Annotated in this window: 12 protein-coding genes; 7 read left to right on the forward strand and 5 right to left on the reverse strand. The window is 58.5% G+C overall.

What is annotated here, in order from left to right; genetic code table 11:
• Positions 1–22: 22 nt before the first annotated feature.
• The 3 genes from ACP7E6_RS26035 (at position 23) to ACP7E6_RS26045 (ending at position 4,178) form a co-directional block, all read left to right on the forward strand.
• Complete coding sequence (locus ACP7E6_RS26035; RefSeq protein ID WP_426232588.1) at positions 23–1,594, forward strand: FGGY-family carbohydrate kinase; 1,572 nt, start codon at positions 23–25, stop codon at positions 1,592–1,594.
• A 74-nt stretch (positions 1,595–1,668) separates the two neighbouring features.
• On the forward strand, positions 1,669–3,192 hold the full coding sequence (locus ACP7E6_RS26040; protein ID WP_426232589.1) for a glycerol-3-phosphate dehydrogenase: 1,524 nt from the start codon (positions 1,669–1,671) through the stop codon (positions 3,190–3,192).
• Positions 3,193–3,245: 53 nt separating this feature from the next.
• The gene (locus tag ACP7E6_RS26045) at positions 3,246–4,178 is read left to right on the forward strand and encodes a sugar phosphate isomerase/epimerase family protein (RefSeq protein ID WP_426232590.1); all 933 of its coding nucleotides are present in this window, start codon (positions 3,246–3,248) and stop codon (positions 4,176–4,178) included.
• Positions 4,179–4,326: 148 nt separating this feature from the next.
• Here ACP7E6_RS26045 and ACP7E6_RS26050 read toward each other — a convergent pair whose 3' ends face one another.
• The 4 genes from ACP7E6_RS26050 to ACP7E6_RS26065 form a co-directional block, all read right to left on the reverse strand.
• A complete protein-coding gene (locus ACP7E6_RS26050; protein ID WP_426232591.1) occupies positions 4,327–4,917 on the reverse strand; it encodes a 3'-5' exonuclease in 591 nt (196 codons plus the stop codon).
• 388 nt (positions 4,918–5,305) lie between these two features.
• A complete protein-coding gene (locus tag ACP7E6_RS26055) occupies positions 5,306–6,601 on the reverse strand; it encodes a RhtX/FptX family siderophore transporter (RefSeq protein ID WP_426232592.1) in 1,296 nt (431 codons plus the stop codon).
• On the reverse strand, positions 6,598–6,981 hold the full coding sequence (locus tag ACP7E6_RS26060; protein WP_426232593.1) for a hypothetical protein: 384 nt from the start codon (positions 6,979–6,981) through the stop codon (positions 6,598–6,600). Before ACP7E6_RS26060 ends, ACP7E6_RS26055 begins: the two co-directional genes overlap by 4 nt.
• 1 nt (position 6,982) lies before the next feature.
• A complete protein-coding gene (locus ACP7E6_RS26065; protein WP_426232594.1) occupies positions 6,983–9,187 on the reverse strand; it encodes a TonB-dependent receptor in 2,205 nt (734 codons plus the stop codon).
• Between the two features lie 178 nt (positions 9,188–9,365).
• On the opposite strand from ACP7E6_RS26065, the gene ACP7E6_RS26070 reads away from it, so the two are divergent.
• Both ACP7E6_RS26070 and ACP7E6_RS26075 read left to right on the forward strand, forming a co-directional pair.
• Positions 9,366–10,343 carry a helix-turn-helix transcriptional regulator gene (locus tag ACP7E6_RS26070; RefSeq protein ID WP_426232595.1) on the forward strand — a complete coding sequence of 326 codons (978 nt, stop codon included), beginning with the start codon at positions 9,366–9,368 and terminating at the stop codon, positions 10,341–10,343.
• A gap of 427 nt (positions 10,344–10,770) precedes the next feature.
• Positions 10,771–11,367, forward strand: coding sequence for a hypothetical protein (locus ACP7E6_RS26075; RefSeq protein WP_426232596.1), 597 nt, complete (start codon positions 10,771–10,773; stop codon positions 11,365–11,367).
• A 91-nt stretch (positions 11,368–11,458) separates the two neighbouring features.
• On the opposite strand, the gene ACP7E6_RS26080 is transcribed toward ACP7E6_RS26075, so the two are convergent.
• Positions 11,459–11,683, reverse strand: a complete 225-nt coding sequence (locus ACP7E6_RS26080; RefSeq protein ID WP_426232597.1) for a hypothetical protein — start codon at positions 11,681–11,683, stop codon at positions 11,459–11,461.
• Positions 11,684–12,496: 813 nt separating this feature from the next.
• Here ACP7E6_RS26080 and groES point away from each other — a divergent pair.
• A complete protein-coding gene (groES, locus tag ACP7E6_RS26085) occupies positions 12,497–12,793 on the forward strand; it encodes a co-chaperone GroES (RefSeq protein ID WP_426232598.1) in 297 nt (98 codons plus the stop codon).
• Between the two features lie 64 nt (positions 12,794–12,857).
• Positions 12,858–14,483, forward strand: a complete 1,626-nt coding sequence (gene groL / locus ACP7E6_RS26090) for a chaperonin GroEL (protein ID WP_426232599.1) — start codon at positions 12,858–12,860, stop codon at positions 14,481–14,483.
• The last annotated feature ends 244 nt before the right edge of the window (positions 14,484–14,727 follow it).

Genomic DNA, 14,727 nt, shown 5'->3' on the forward strand with positions numbered 1-14,727 from the left:
CGTTAAAGAATTGGAGACCCTGATGCCCCATGCCGGCAAAGATATCCTGATCGGCATCGATGCTGGAACTTCGGTGATCAAGGCAGTCGCCTTCGATCTGGCGGGCCGCCAGATTGCTGCGGCTTCCGTGCCGAACAGCTATTCCACGGGTGAGGACGGTGCGGCATTTCAGTCGCTGGCAAAGACTTGGGCCGATTGTGCCCGCACGATCCGCGATCTCGGCACCAAGGTCGAGGGTCTTGCGCAGCGCACGGCAGCACTCGGCGTGACCGGGCAGGGCGACGGCACTTGGCTCGTGGGTAACGATAACACACCGGCAGCGGATGCCTGGCTTTGGCTCGATGCACGCGCAGCACCGACCGTGCGTAAACTCTGTGCCTCTCCAGATGACCGCGCCCGCTTCGAAGCGACGGGGACCGGACTTTCCACCTGCCAGCAAGGGGCTCAACTGGCCCATATGGCGTCCCAAAGCCCTGAACTGCTCGAGCAAGCCCACATTGCCCTTCACTGCAAGGACTGGCTTTACCTGAACCTGACCGGCGTGCGGGCCACCGATCCGTCGGAGGCAAGTTTCACGTTCGGCAATTTTCGCACGCGCCAGTATGACGACACCGTCATCGCTATGCTTGGCCTGACCGCAAAGCGCCGGCTGTTGCCGGAGATCATCGACGGAACGCAGGTCAGCCATCCGCTCTCCGCAGCTGCGGCCGCGCAGACCGGGCTTCTGGAAGGCACGCCGATCAGCCTTGGTTATGTCGATTTCGTCTGCACCGCACTCGGCGCCGGCATCTTTACGGAGGGAAAGGCATCGGCCTGCTCGACAATTGGCTCCACCGGCATGCACATGCGCGCGATGGCGGTTGATGACGTCGTCCTGAATGCCGAATGCACGGGCTATATGGTCGTCCTGCCGATACCGGGCATCGTCGCCCCGGCACAATCAAATATGGCAGCGACGCTCAATATCGACTGGGCACTACGGATGGCCGGCGATCTGTTGAGCGAAATGGGGCATCCGGTTGCCCATGCCGAGCTGGTCGGGCGGATCGAGGGTTGGCTTGCGGCAAGCCGTCCCGGCGCGATCCTCTATCACCCCTATATTTCGGAGGCCGGAGAACGCGGGCCGTTCGTCAACCCGGATGCCCGCGCCGGGTTCATCGGCCTGAGCAGCGGACATCGATTTCCCGATCTTTTGCGGGCGGTGGTCGAGGGGCTTGGAATGGGCACGCGCGATTGTTATGCAGCGATGGGTGGAATGCCTGCCGAACTGCGGATGACAGGGGGAGCAGCCCGTTCACCGGCATTGCGCTCGGTTATCGCCGCCGCCGTCGGATCGTCGACCCGCGTCTCATCGCGTGAGGAGGCGGGTGCCGCAGGCGCTGCCATGATCGCCGCCGTCGCCATCGGTGTGTACCAGGACATGAACGCCTGCATCGCCGAATGGGTGACGCCGCTGCTTGGTCCTGCGGAAGCACCGGATCGTGCGCTGGTCGAGACCTATTGCCGAATGTTTCCGGTCTACCTGAACGCCCGCCGCGCGCTTGAGCCGGTGTGGGACGCGATGGCCGAGCGTACAAGCAGCGGACCGACTTGACGAATTTTGGCGCTAACGGCCCGAAGGCTGGTACAGCGCCTCCATCACGATTGGCCACGCCAAAGGAGAGTGACATGAATGATTCCCGGATGATCGACCTGTTCATTATCGGGGGCGGCATCAACGGCGCGGGCATCGCGCGTGATGCGGCGGGCCGGGGTCTATCGGTTATCCTGTGCGAAAAGGATGATCTCGCGCAGGGAACATCGTCGCGATCGGGTAAGCTCGTCCACGGAGGCCTGCGCTATCTTGAATATTACGAGTTCCGTCTCGTGCGTGAGGCCTTGATCGAGCGTGAAGTCCTTCTGAATTCAGCCAGCCATATCATATGGCCGATGCGCTTCGTCCTGCCGCACAGCCCGGACGATCGTCCGGCCTGGCTGGTGCGGCTTGGCCTGTTTCTCTACGATCACCTCGGTGGCCGCAAGAAGCTGCCGGGCACCCGGTCGCTGGATCTGCGCCGCGATCCCGAGGGCGCGCCAGTCATGGACAAATACGTCAAGGGCTTCGAATATTCCGATTGCTGGGTGGACGATGCCCGTCTTGTCGTTCTCAACGCCGTCGGCGCTGCGGAAAAGGGTGCCGAGATCCTGACCCGCACGGCCTGTACCAGTGCACGGCGCGAAAATGGCGGCTGGACCATCCAGATGCGCGACGAACGCACCGGGGAAATGCGCACGGTCCGCGCCCGCGTCGTCGTCAATGCCGGCGGCCCCTGGGTCAACGATATCGTCGGCCGTGTCGCCGGCTCAAACAGCCGCCGCAATGTGCGTCTCGTCAAAGGCAGCCACATCATCGTGCCGAAATTCTGGGAAGGCCAGCACGCCTACCTGGTGCAGAACCACGACAAGCGGGTCATCTTCATCAACCCCTACGAAGGTGACAAGGCGCTGATCGGCACCACCGACATTCCCTATGACGGCGCCCCGGAAGAAGTGAAAGCGGAGGAAAGCGAAGTCGAATACCTGCTGGCTGCCGTCAACCGCTACTTCAAGGAGACGCTGCGGCGCGGGGACGTGTTGGAGACCTTTTCGGGCGTGCGGCCTTTGTTCGACGATGGCCAGGGCAACCCGTCTGCAGTAACACGCGATTATACATTCGATCTCGATGAGACCGATGGCGCGCCGCTTCTAAGCGTGTTCGGCGGCAAGATCACCACTTTCCGCAAGCTGTCTGAGCATGCGATCGAGAAAATTGCCAAATTTTTCCCGGCCATGGGCGGAAATTGGACACGCCAATCAATCCTGCCCGGCGGCGAAATCGCAAACGCCGACTTCATTCAGTTCACGGAAAACCTGCGCCGTGCCTATCCCTGGATGCCGCGCTCGCTTATCCATCATTACGGCCGCCTTTATGGCTCGCGGATCGACAAGATCATCGGCAACGCAACCGCGCTGGACGGTCTTGGCCGGCATTTCGGTGCGCATTTGTACGAGGCCGAAGTGCGGTATCTGATAAAGCACGAATGGGCGATGACGGCCGAAGACATCCTTCAGCGCCGGACGAAGCAGGGCCTGCATTTGAGCGCAAGCGAGAAGGCAGCCTTTGCCGCCTGGTTTGAGGCGGACAGTGCACAAGGCGCCCGGGCCTCCGGGTAAACCGCGCACTGCCCGCGTCGTCATCGTCTGCAATCTGAACCTGAGAAGCCACCATGTCCCTGACCCTGTCGTTGAATACCAATCCGTTGGTCAACCGTTTCGCCGCGCCCGATGACCTGATCGACACCGTTGCGCGCGACCTGAAGATCCGCGACCTGCAACTAACCCATGAGTTCATCAATCCGTCATGGCCAGCGCCGGTGATCCGCCGTGTGACACGCAGCTTTCGCGCCGCCCTCGATCGAACCGGCGTGCGCGTCACCTCCGGCATGACCGGCCCCTATGGGCGGCTCAACCATTTCGGTCACCCCGACCGCGACGTGCGGCGCTATTACGTCGACTGGTTCAAGACCTTCGCCGACATCTCCGCCGACCTTGGGGCAAAATCCGTCGGCACGCAGTTCGCCATCTTCACCTTTGCCGATTTCGATGATCTGCAACGCCGTGAAGACCTCATCCGGATCGCCATCGATTGCTGGGCGGAAGTGGCGGAGCATGGCAAGTCGGCCGGGCTGGATTACGTGTTCTGGGAACCGATGTCAGTGGGGCGGGAGTTCGGCCATACCATTCAAGAATGCATGGCGCTGCAGGACAGGCTGAGTGCAGCCAATATGGCAATCCCGATGTGGATGATGGCTGATATCGATCATGGCGACATCACCTCACCGGATGCCGACGACACCGACCCCTATGCCTGGGCGCGGGCAGTGCCCAAGGTCTCGCCGATCATCCATATCAAGCAGAGCAAGATGGACAAGGGCGGTCACCGTCCCTTCACCGCCGAACACAATGCCACGGGCCGGGTTCAGCCCGAGCCCCTGCTGGCAGCGTTCCTCAAGGGCGGCGCGGTGGACAATGAAATCTGCCTGGAGCTATCGTTCAAGGAACGCGAACCGGACGACCGCAACGTCATTCCCGCCATTGCCGAAAGCATCGCCTTCTGGGCTCCGCATATCGATACGGGTGCGGCGGATCTGAAAATCTGAATGAAAGCTGTCCACGCCCGGCTATCGCGGCCGGGTTCGCAAACGTGCGCGTATAATATTGCTTTGGATGCAGCACATCTTGGGCGATAGAAGCCGGCCTGTCCCAGCTGCAATTTCGAGCTCCCAAAGCTCCCGGCAATCGACGTCTTCATTTTTTTCTGCAGGTGCAAGCGTCGTAGCCGCCCGAAAACAGCCGGCCGGCTCTCATGCCGATCAGCGCCGGAATGTCGCGGATATGCGGAACGCGCAGAGACCGGGCAACCGCAATCGCGGCTTCCGCACAGACTGCCGCGTCTTCAGCAGCGTTGTGATGCTTGAAGGTCAGGCCGAGATGACTGGCGAGGATATTGAGCTTGTGCGATCCGAGATGCGGCCAGACCTTTTGCGCCATCTTCACCGAGCAGAGATAGGATAGTTCAGGGTAAGCCTGCCGGTAGAGATCGAGGCAGGAGCGCCAGACACTGAAATCGAAGGCGGCATTGTGGGCGATCATCGTCGCTCCGCGAAAGTCATCAGTGAATTCGTCCATCACCTCCGGAAACTCGCCAGCATTCTCCACATGCTCCGGGCGGATGCCATGAATGGCAATGTTGAAGGATGAAAAGCGCATGTCTCTGGGACGGATCAGCCGTTCCTCCACCCGGATGACCCGGCCATCCTCAATCCAGGCCAAACCAACGGAACATGCACTGCCACGCTGCTCGTTGGCGGTTTCGAAATCAATGGCGATTGTCTTCAAGGGGAGATCCCGGTTGGTCTTGCCGTGCTTCTAGCGTTGGGCGATTCATTTGGCAAAGACAAGCTCTCCAACTGTTGCATGTCATCACAAAATCGACCTGTTACGATGCCAGCGTTTTCTCCTTCCGCTAGAGGCGCTGCCCTGTAAATCTTGGTTTTGCACCGATCCATGTGCCCGGAAGGCGTTAAAGAAGACCGATTGTTCGTGTCTTGCGTCGTTGCGCGGTTTTAGCCGTCAATCGTCATGTGATTTGACAAGACCGCCTCCTATCCTTGCACGCCAGCAGACTCGTCAGCGTCAAAGGATTTGGGCTGTACGCAAGGGGTAAAACCGGCTTGGGCAGGTTTCCTTGAATCCGTTTTCTCCGGTGTAAGAAACTGCGGTGTGGTTAGACCGTCTCGTGGGCTTTCAGCTCGCCGCATGATCCGGCCTCCGGATCTTGTTTGTCGATACGGCTCAGCTTTGCCAACAGCCTGACGGTAAAGATCACGGCTGCAGCCGAGATGATGGTGGAAATCGAAAAAAGAACAACATACCCGAAGCGATCCGCCAAGCTGCCTGCCAGCACCGAACCGATCAGGTACACAATGATCTGCGCGCAGGACAGGATGGTGAAATCCGTTCCAGGCTGGTCCTTTGACGATACGGACATGAAGAGGCTGTAGAGGGCGACGATCTCCATGTAGCGGATCAGGGTCTGGAAACCGGCGGCGCCGAGCAGGACCCACATGCCGGTGAGATGGCCGATGGCGTGAAGACTAAACAACAGGAAGCAGATGGTTCGCAGAACGCCGAGCAAAAGCAAGGTGCCGCCTGCTCCGGTGCGCCTTACCAGACCAGCGGCGATGAAAGAGCCGGCGATACCTGCCGTTGCCGCCGCAATGCCGCTGAGATAGCCGATGGCCGACAAGGGAAGCCCTGCATCGACGAGATAAGAGCCTTCCATCGATTTTACCAGACCCTCGCTTGCGCGGTAGGTCAAAGCGATTGCAAGGACGGTCACTGCTTCCGGGCGCCGGAGGAAGGATTTGAGCGATGGCTTGACGGCAGGTTTGAAGACTTGGGTGTCGGCGTCTTCCGGCATGAAGGCAATGGCAAATAGAGGAAGCGCTGAAACGACCGCGATCGTCAGCACCATCGCCTGCCAGCCGACCCAGCCGTACAGCAGGAGTGACAGGGTGCCACCGATGATCACGCTGAAGGCGACCGCGGCGCCCTGAATGGCGTTGCCGACCGGACGATCCTCTTGCCTTAATGCCAGGGTCGCATAGCCGTCGGTCGCAATGTCCTGCGTCGACGTCAGCACCGCAATGACAAAACCGATCATCAGAATCGCGGTGACATTGGTCGGGTCGACGAAAACCAACGAAGCAATCGCCAGAACCGTGCCGAGTTGCGTCGGCAGGATCCAGCTGCGCCGGTGGCCGATCGCCATCAGCTTCAGCCGGTCGACAAGCGGCGCCCAGAGAAATTTGACCGTCAGCGGGATCATCAGAAGTGCCAGCAAGCCTATGGCTGTCCGAGATACGCCGAGTTCGCGCATGATCGGCGGAACTGCGGCAACCAGCAGATAGCCAGGAATACCCTGCGCAAGATAAAGCCCGGCGAGCACCGAAAACAATCTCAGGCGCCTTCCGTCGATCCGGCGTTTGAAAGTGTCCTGGAGATCGGAGGGGGTACTCATGCTTGTGGCCTTTCCTGGCACAAATGTGTCCTGGCAAATTCCATGGCTTCACCGAGGTCGGACGTGACGTGCACCGGTATTTGCCAAAGCCGTGCAAAGGACTGCTGTGAACGGGGATTGGGTTTGTCGCGGACAAGCGCCAGTGCCCGGCAGCAGCTGGATACCTGTGCGCGGGTCGCCTTGGCCCATTGCGCCTGGCGGATTTCACCGTCGCGGGAAAGATGGAAGTGACCGGATATATCAACCACCATGACATAGGCGCCGGTGAGCGCACCGATCGTTTCGAGAGCCGCGAAATATGCTGCTTCATCGCTTTCGGCATGTGGCGGACCGAGGTGGAGATGGACGATGCCATCTCCTTCCATGTCGAGACGAACCATTTTAGAACGTCACCTTGTAGCCGACCGAGATCGTTCGGCCATAGCCGTTGACGACATTGTTGCGCGTCGCGCTGGCAGTCGGGTTCATGTAGTCCGTATTGAACAGGTTCTCGATGCCAACGCTCAGATCTCCCGCTCCGACCTTGCGGCTTGCCAGAATATTGACAAGGGCCGCGCTCTTGATTTCCGGTGCCGTGGTGATCTTGTCGCGGCCGGTGAAGAACTGAACTTCGCCACGCAGATTGAGGCCATTTTCAAACGCGTAGGTTCCATAGACCGTCCCATGCACTGGTGTTGCGATGCGGTTGTTTGGCAGCCAGGCATTTACGCTGCCGCTGCCAGTGGTGTCGTAGCGCCCTTCGCGGTAACCCAGAATGCCGCCGACGGTCAGGTTGTCGGTCGCATGCCACCAGCCTGTCGCTTCGATACCCCAGATTTCCTCCTTCTGCTGCGAGACGCGGTTCGACGCCACGTCGTAATTGACGCCGTCATCGGAGGTCGACAGGAAGGCGGACAGGGATCCGCCATAATCGGCGGTGCCGCCGCGCAGGCCGATTTCGTAATTGTTGACGACTTGCGGGTCGGGGGCAATATCGGCGTAGCTGACCGTGAAGTCGGGAGCGCCGGCACCAGGGCAAACGAGGGCGCCATAGGCGTCGCACAATTCGGCAGTGCTGTTTGCACCCGCGCGGCGGGTAAAGCCGCCGATATCGGTCAGCGAAAACCCTTGCGAGAAGCCGCCGAAGAGCTGAACGTCCGGTGTCAGATCAAACGTCGAGCCGAGGTTGAAAGTCCAGTTGTCATAGTCGAACGTGCCGCCCATGACATTGATGCCGGGAAAGACCCGGTTGATATAGAAAATCGATGGGCGGACGAAATTTTCGACGTTGAGGTGATAGCGTTCATACCGCAGACCGCCTTGAACCTGCCAACGGTCGGTGAGCGGCACCTGCAGTTGCGCGAAGGCGGCAATCGAATTCTGCGTCATCGGGCTGATGACATCAAGGCCGTTGTTCAGTGTCTGATAGGTATTGTCATGGGTGAAATCGGCACCCCAGGTAAGCGAAGCGCCTTCACGCAATGCGTCCAGCGGGGATTCCACGGTGGCGTTCAGTCCGGCGCGCTTTGTGTAGAGTGTCGTCTGCGCATAGGCCGCCTGCGGGCTTGCGGGGTTGCCGGAATAGTAAACCTGGTTGTTGTAGATCGCGTCGTATTGTGTGAACGGAAACCGTTTCGCCATGTCGTTGTAGAATGACCTGACCTCCAGCGAGCCGAGCGCGAAGTCGGTATCGGTATAGCGTGCGTTGAAATATTTCGAATCTTCCTGGACCGATTTCCCGGAATAGGGCGCTGCTAAATTGGGAGAGGTCGGATTGGACCTGAGATTGGTGAACCAGTCGGGGGTCTGGTCCATGCGCACGATTTCGCCGGAAATTTCAAAGCGCCGGGTATCAATTTCATAGCCTAGGCGGGCATAGAGATCGCCGAACTTCGTGCGATCGCCGCCACCCTGTCCAAGCATCGCGTCGGAGGGCAGTTCGTTGCCATCGCCGTCATAGGCGAGGCGGCTTTTTTTGCCGGTCGCCGAAAGCAGGTAATCGAAATCGCCGATCTTTTGCGTCGCTGAAACCGAGACTTCCGGGCCTGCCGACTTGCCGAGATTCTCGGTGAACGCCTTGACCTTGGTCTCGACTGTGACCACTGGTTTGTCGGTGGCATCCTTCTTGGTGATGAAGTTGATCGTGCCGCCGGTCGCGCCTGAGCCATAGAGGCTGCTGGCACCATTGACCACTTCAATGCGTTCGACGCGGGAAAGATCGATCAGCGACATGGTCCGCGAGACATCGCGCAGCGGCGTGTTACGCGGAACACCATCGACAAGCACCAGAACGCCGCGGCCGCGAAAGCTTTCCGACGCACCTGAAAGCGTCTGGTTGGCAACGGAGAAGCCGGGGACGAATTTCGAGACCACGGTTGCGGCATCGTTTGTCAGCTTCAACTGCTCGGCGATCTCGTTCTGGTCGATAACGATCACCGATCCGGGAATGCTGGAAATGGGCCTCTCGGCACGTGTTGCCGTCACGACCAGCGTTTCCAGGGCCGTGGCGTCGCCACCGTCTGGCTTTTCTTGTGCAAAAGCCGACAGCGGAAAAGAAACGAGCGGAAGCAGCGCTAAGCAAGTGCTTGCGCGCAGGTGATGATGCATACGATGCTCCTCAATGTCCCTCGGCGCCAACAAAGCATGGGAAAGCTCTGGTCCCCGGCGCCCGAAAGGTTTAAACATGTGTCTAATAGTCATGTTTAAACTGTTCGGGCAGGCGCGGCTTGGATTGGCGCGAAGTAGACACTGCTGAAAACGAACAATTGTAAGGTCTGTGAAAAAGTTGCAATTATATCACAATGATCCGGGCATCGAACGCGGCACCTACAGCCCGCTTCATTTCGATACCGCCGGGTTCGACGAGGCACATACCCGCGATCTCTGCACGGAGCTTCTTTCCGGCGTCGTCGGCAATATCGTCCTTGACGCCGAAGCCGATGGTTTAAAAGGCCTCCATGGGATGCTGTGTCAGGTCGATGATCTCAGTGTCACCTCATGTTTTTTTCCGCCCAATTCGCTGCATATTAGGGGCGAGGGACGACAGGACTGTGGCCGTATCTTGATGCTGCGCAGCATGGAGGGCCCCTTGTCGGTCAAACAGAATGGCCTGCGGGTCGAGGCACAGTCAGGCGATTTTTTGTTCCTGTCGGGCGAGCGGCCATTCACGTGGTCGCTGCCGGAGGGAGGGCGAGTGGATTGCGGCAGCGTTCCGGCTCATTCCTTCGGCATGCCACCGGAAGCGATCGACCGGCTGCTGTTACGGCCAATCCCCAAATCATTTCCACCCCTGCAACTGCTGATCACCTACGGGGCTTACCTTTTGATGCGCGGGCCACACTCGCTGAAAGAGGCGGAGATGGCCAACACCCACTTCAACGAAATCCTGCCGCTTGTCATCGCCTATCTCGACCGGCAACCCACAACGGTATCGGCAGCCGGACGCTTGTTGCCGGTGAAGGACTACATCAACACCAACCTGATCGACAGCGACCTTCATATCGGCTCGGTTGCCGCAGTGCTTGGCGTGACGCCCCGCTATGTCCAAAAGCTCTTTCAGCAGGAAGGGACGACTTTCTCGCGGTACCTTCTCGACAGGAGACTGACCGCAGCCAAAAAGCGGCTGTTGCAGAACAACGGTTCAAAACCGATCAGTGCCATCGCCTATGATGTTGGCTTCGGCGACCTGTCCTATTTCAATCGCACCTTTCGCAAGCGCTACGGAATGGCACCATCCAGCGTCGGCAAGACCCGAATTGGTTAGCCGCAGCCTGCAACGCATGACGACATCCTCTGCGCCTCTACAGGAACATTGGCCGCGCCTGATACATTCCGTCACACGGCCACATCTGCATATGCTCCAATGGCGGCGTGAGGCGGTGATTTTGGGCGGCTTGTGGCGGTCGATGACTATGCCGTGACGCCGTGTTCGCCATATCCGGCATCGTTTATCGCTTGCGGGGTTGGTGACGAAACAGTCGTGGCGCAGATTTAACATCATCATGCCCAGGCGGAAAATATCATGCACAGGCCGGGATGCTGGCCTTCTTGCCCTTCACCTGCACTACCCTAAATTTGAAGAAAACTCAGGGGCGGGGTCGGCACGGCTTCCGATTCCAGAACTCCGGCAGGGTGCATTGCCCGCGATGCATCGATTTTATGCAAGGATATATCCGCGCTGGGTGCTATCGATGCATGCCGATATCTCTTGCGGCAGAGAATTGACTCTAACATGCCGGGCGTTTGCTGAATGTATATTCCATATGTTCGATTGCTGGCCGTCTGTTTCAACGTTTCCAGGAATGACCATGTCCAAATTTACCGATGAGCGCCTGAATAAACTTCTCGCACTGGGAAGCCGCATCGAGAGCGAAGCCAGGCGGAAGCAGCAGGAAATCGAACTGGCCAAATCCAAGAAGGCTGATCGGAAACAATGGGTGGAGGAGAATTGGATACAGGTCTTCCGTCCGAAAATCGAAAGCCTTATCGAGATTCTCAACCAAAAGCTTCAAATGGCGGATATGCCGAAAATGCGGCTCACGGAGCCCGCTCCGGGAACGTCGTCAAAAGTCGAGATGGAAATCGCCAGCGAACTGACCGGACGCTCGATCAGAAGCGCGGTCAGCCTGACCGAAGATCATATCCAGTTCCAGCATTACCGCCGTTCATCAGCCCAAAGCGTATCGGTGGGGCATAATGTGATCGGACTGGACGATTTCACCACGGATAAGGTCAACGAAGTTCTGATCGACGTGCTCGATGCCTTTACCCGCGATTTTCCCAAATAGGGCAGACGCGCGCACCGGCAGTGCGCAGAGTGTGTTCGGCACCCTGTGCGCCACCGGGAGGCCCGTGCTTTGCAGCGACGGGCGTTAGAGATCAGCGATGCAAGAGGGCGCGCTGCTTGACGTGCGTTTCCCAGGTTGTGGCGGCCTCGGCAGCAGCCTGCTTGTTGCGGAACGCGAAGCTGTGCTGGCCACTTGCGCGGCTTGCGGGGCTGAAAGGCAGCGCATCATATTCGGTGCCCTCGTTGATGCCCACGGATTGAAGAACCGCTTTGATTTCGTGCACATAGCGTCCGGTGATGGCAAAATCGACGTTCATGGAGTTTCCTTCTCGGTACATGCCAAGCCCCAGGGCTTGTCATGGATTTCAGTGGTGTTCGTGTGCGGATCGGGCTTGTTGAAGGCCGGTGATTTTTCATAGAAATCTCGACCGAAGCCGCTGGCGGTGGGGCAGACGCGGCTCGGCAGTATCCACGCGATCGGGATACCGCCTTCGAAGCCGACAAAATTTTTCGGAAGACAGTTCTGGCATTGCCCCGATATGGGGTGCTTGTCTTGCGCTGTTGGTAGACGTTCGCGTCGAGCACGGCGTTCTCCGCACCGAGTTGATAAAACCCGGCGCGTTCAGTCTTTCGGGCGCTTCTTGGAATCCGCCGGCTTGTCGGCGACGGCCTTGTCTGCTGCGGGCGCAGACGGCAGCTTCAGCTCTTCTTCAGTCTTGGGGCGAAACTTGATCATCTCGATGGTCTTTCGGTTGTGCTCGGGACGGTGGAGAGCTGGCATTTGCGCCAAGAAAACAAGGTAAAACGAGCGAACTGTTCAGAAATATGCCTTGTCGACAGCCATGCAGGCGCCGAGCGCCAAAGACAAAGTCAATGTCCACTGGATGAAGAAGAGAACATATTGAAAGTGATAAATGGAATCGAAGAATGATTTCATCGCAGGACTCCCGTGATAAATCGGATATCCGCTAGTTTAACACACTACACTGGATTTATGTTTTAATTATTGGAACACACAAGGATTGTGATTGTTCATTGGCACAGAATGATTGCTGGCACTCCTAAGCGGAGAGTGCTACTCCTCAAGCAGGGGAGAAGCCATCCGGCTGTGCCCATTAAGGAATCCAAACATGGCTGATACCAATTTCCGCCCGCTGCATGACCGCGTCGTCGTGCGCCGTATCGAGGCCGAAGCCAAGACCAAGGGCGGCATCATCATTCCGGACACCGCCAAGGAAAAGCCGCAGGAAGGCGAAATCGTCGCTGTCGGTACCGGCACCCGTGACGACAAGGGCGCTCTCATCGCGCTCGACGTCAAGGCTGGCGATCGCATCCTGTTCGGCAAGTGGTCGGGCACCGAAGTCAAGCTCAACGGCGAAGACCTTCTGATCATGAAGGAAGCCGACATCATGGGCGTTATCGGCTGATCTCGGCCTCATCGTTTTTCCTTCTCATGAAGACCAGTGGGCGATGCGCCCGGGAGTTCTTTCTATGGCTGCCAAACAAATCAAATTCGGCCGTGACGCGCGTGAAAAGCTGCTGCGCGGCGTCGATATCCTCGCAGACGCCGTCAAGGTCACGCTCGGTCCGAAGGGCCGCAACGTCATCATCGACAAATCCTATGGCGCACCGCGTATCACCAAGGATGGTGTGACGGTCGCCAAGGAAATCGAGATCGAAGACAAGTTCGAAAACATGGGCGCCCAGATGGTGCGTGAAGTGGCTTCGAAGACCAACGACATTGCCGGTGACGGCACCACGACCGCGACCGTCCTTGCCCAGGCCATCGTGCGCGAAGGCACCAAGGCCGTTGCTGCCGGCATGAACCCGATGGACCTGAAACGCGGCATCGACCTTGCCGTGACGGAAGTGGTCAAGGGACTGGTGGCCAAGGCCAAGAAGATCAGCACGTCGGAAGAGGTGGCCCAGGTCGGCACGATCTCTGCCAACGGCGAAACGGAAATCGGCCAGTACATCGCGGAAGCGATGCAAAAGGTCGGCAATGAAGGCGTCATCACGGTCGAAGAAGCCAAGACCGCCGAAACCGAGCTTGAAGTCGTCGAAGGCATGCAGTTCGACCGTGGCTATCTCAGCCCGTATTTCGTCACCAATGCTGAAAAGATGGTTGCCGAGCTCGAGGATGCCTATGTCCTGCTGCACGAAAAGAAGCTCTCCAATCTCCAGGCTCTTTTGCCTGTGCTGGAAGCCGTCGTTCAGACCGGCAAGCCGCTGCTGATCATCTCGGAAGACGTCGAAGGCGAAGCGCTCGCAACGCTCGTGGTCAACAAGCTGCGTGGCGGCCTGAAGATCGCCGCCGTCAAGGCTCCGGGCTTCGGCGACCGCCGCAAGGCCATGCTCGAAGACATCGCGATTTTGACTTCGGGGCAGGTGGTGTCCGAGGATATTGGCATCAAGCTTGAAAACGTCACGCTCGACATGCTCGGCCGGGTCAAGAAGGTTACCATTACCAAGGAAAATACCATCCTGGTCGATGGTGCCGGTCAGAAGGCCGAGATCGATGGCCGCGTCGCTCAGATCAAGGCCCAGATCGAAGAAACCACATCCGACTACGACAAGGAAAAGTTGCAGGAACGTCTTGCCAAGCTTTCGGGCGGCGTTGCCGTTATCCGTGTTGGCGGTGCGACTGAAATCGAAGTGAAGGAAAAGAAGGACCGTATCGACGACGCGCTGAACGCAACCCGTGCAGCGGTCGAAGAAGGCATCGTTCCAGGCGGCGGCACCGCTCTGCTGCGTGCCTCGATCGTTCTCGATCTCAAAGGTGCCAACGACGACCAGACCGCCGGCATCAACATCGTGCGCAAGGCACTTCAGTCGCTGGTTCGCCAGATCGCTGAAAATGCAGGCGACGAAGGCTCGATCATCGTCGGCAAGATTCTCGAAAGCAACACCGACAACTTCGGCTACAACGCCCAGACCGGCGAATTTGGCGACATGATCGCCATGGGTATCGTCGATCCGGTCAAGGTTGTCCGTACGGCCCTGCAGAATGCAGCTTCGGTTGCTTCGCTGCTGATCACCACGGAAGCCATGATTGCCGAACTGCCGAAGAAGGATTCGGCTGGCGGTGGCATGCCTGACATGGGCGGCATGATGTAACGGGTTTCCGTTTCGCAAACACCGACAGCATTCCAAACCAGGAGGGGTCCGGCATCCGGATCCCTCTTAATTGTTTGATACAGAACGATCTTTAAACTGACCCGTGCGCTAATGCCCGCATTTCCACGGACGCACGTTTCGGCTGGCGCTGTCCAGCACGAAACCCGGGTTGCGGCAGAGTTGCCCGGAGCGGGCCACGCCGGCACATTGAAATTGTGTTATCGTAATCGACCAACGACGGCTG

This window comes from Pararhizobium sp. DWP3-4 (genome assembly GCF_049898205.1).
GTDB lineage: Bacteria > Pseudomonadota > Alphaproteobacteria > Rhizobiales > Rhizobiaceae > Pararhizobium.

What these genes read in the sequence shown, in the direction of transcription:
- ACP7E6_RS26080 (WP_426232597.1), bottom strand. Translation starts at nt 11,683, where the DNA reads ATGAACGTCGATTTTGCCATCACCGGACGCTATGTGCACGAAATCAAA.
- ACP7E6_RS26075 (WP_426232596.1), top strand. Translation starts at nt 10,771, where the DNA reads ATGCATGCCGATATCTCTTGCGGCAGAGAATTGACTCTAACATGCCGG.
- ACP7E6_RS26035 (WP_426232588.1), top strand. Translation starts at nt 23, where the DNA reads ATGCCCCATGCCGGCAAAGATATCCTGATCGGCATCGATGCTGGAACT.
- groES (WP_426232598.1), top strand. Translation starts at nt 12,497, where the DNA reads ATGGCTGATACCAATTTCCGCCCGCTGCATGACCGCGTCGTCGTGCGC.
- ACP7E6_RS26055 (WP_426232592.1), bottom strand. Translation starts at nt 6,601, where the DNA reads ATGAGTACCCCCTCCGATCTCCAGGACACTTTCAAACGCCGGATCGAC.
- ACP7E6_RS26045 (WP_426232590.1), top strand. Translation starts at nt 3,246, where the DNA reads ATGTCCCTGACCCTGTCGTTGAATACCAATCCGTTGGTCAACCGTTTC.
- ACP7E6_RS26065 (WP_426232594.1), bottom strand. Translation starts at nt 9,187, where the DNA reads ATGCATCATCACCTGCGCGCAAGCACTTGCTTAGCGCTGCTTCCGCTC.
- ACP7E6_RS26040 (WP_426232589.1), top strand. Translation starts at nt 1,669, where the DNA reads ATGAATGATTCCCGGATGATCGACCTGTTCATTATCGGGGGCGGCATC.
- ACP7E6_RS26060 (WP_426232593.1), bottom strand. Translation starts at nt 6,981, where the DNA reads ATGGTTCGTCTCGACATGGAAGGAGATGGCATCGTCCATCTCCACCTC.
- groL (WP_426232599.1), top strand. Translation starts at nt 12,858, where the DNA reads ATGGCTGCCAAACAAATCAAATTCGGCCGTGACGCGCGTGAAAAGCTG.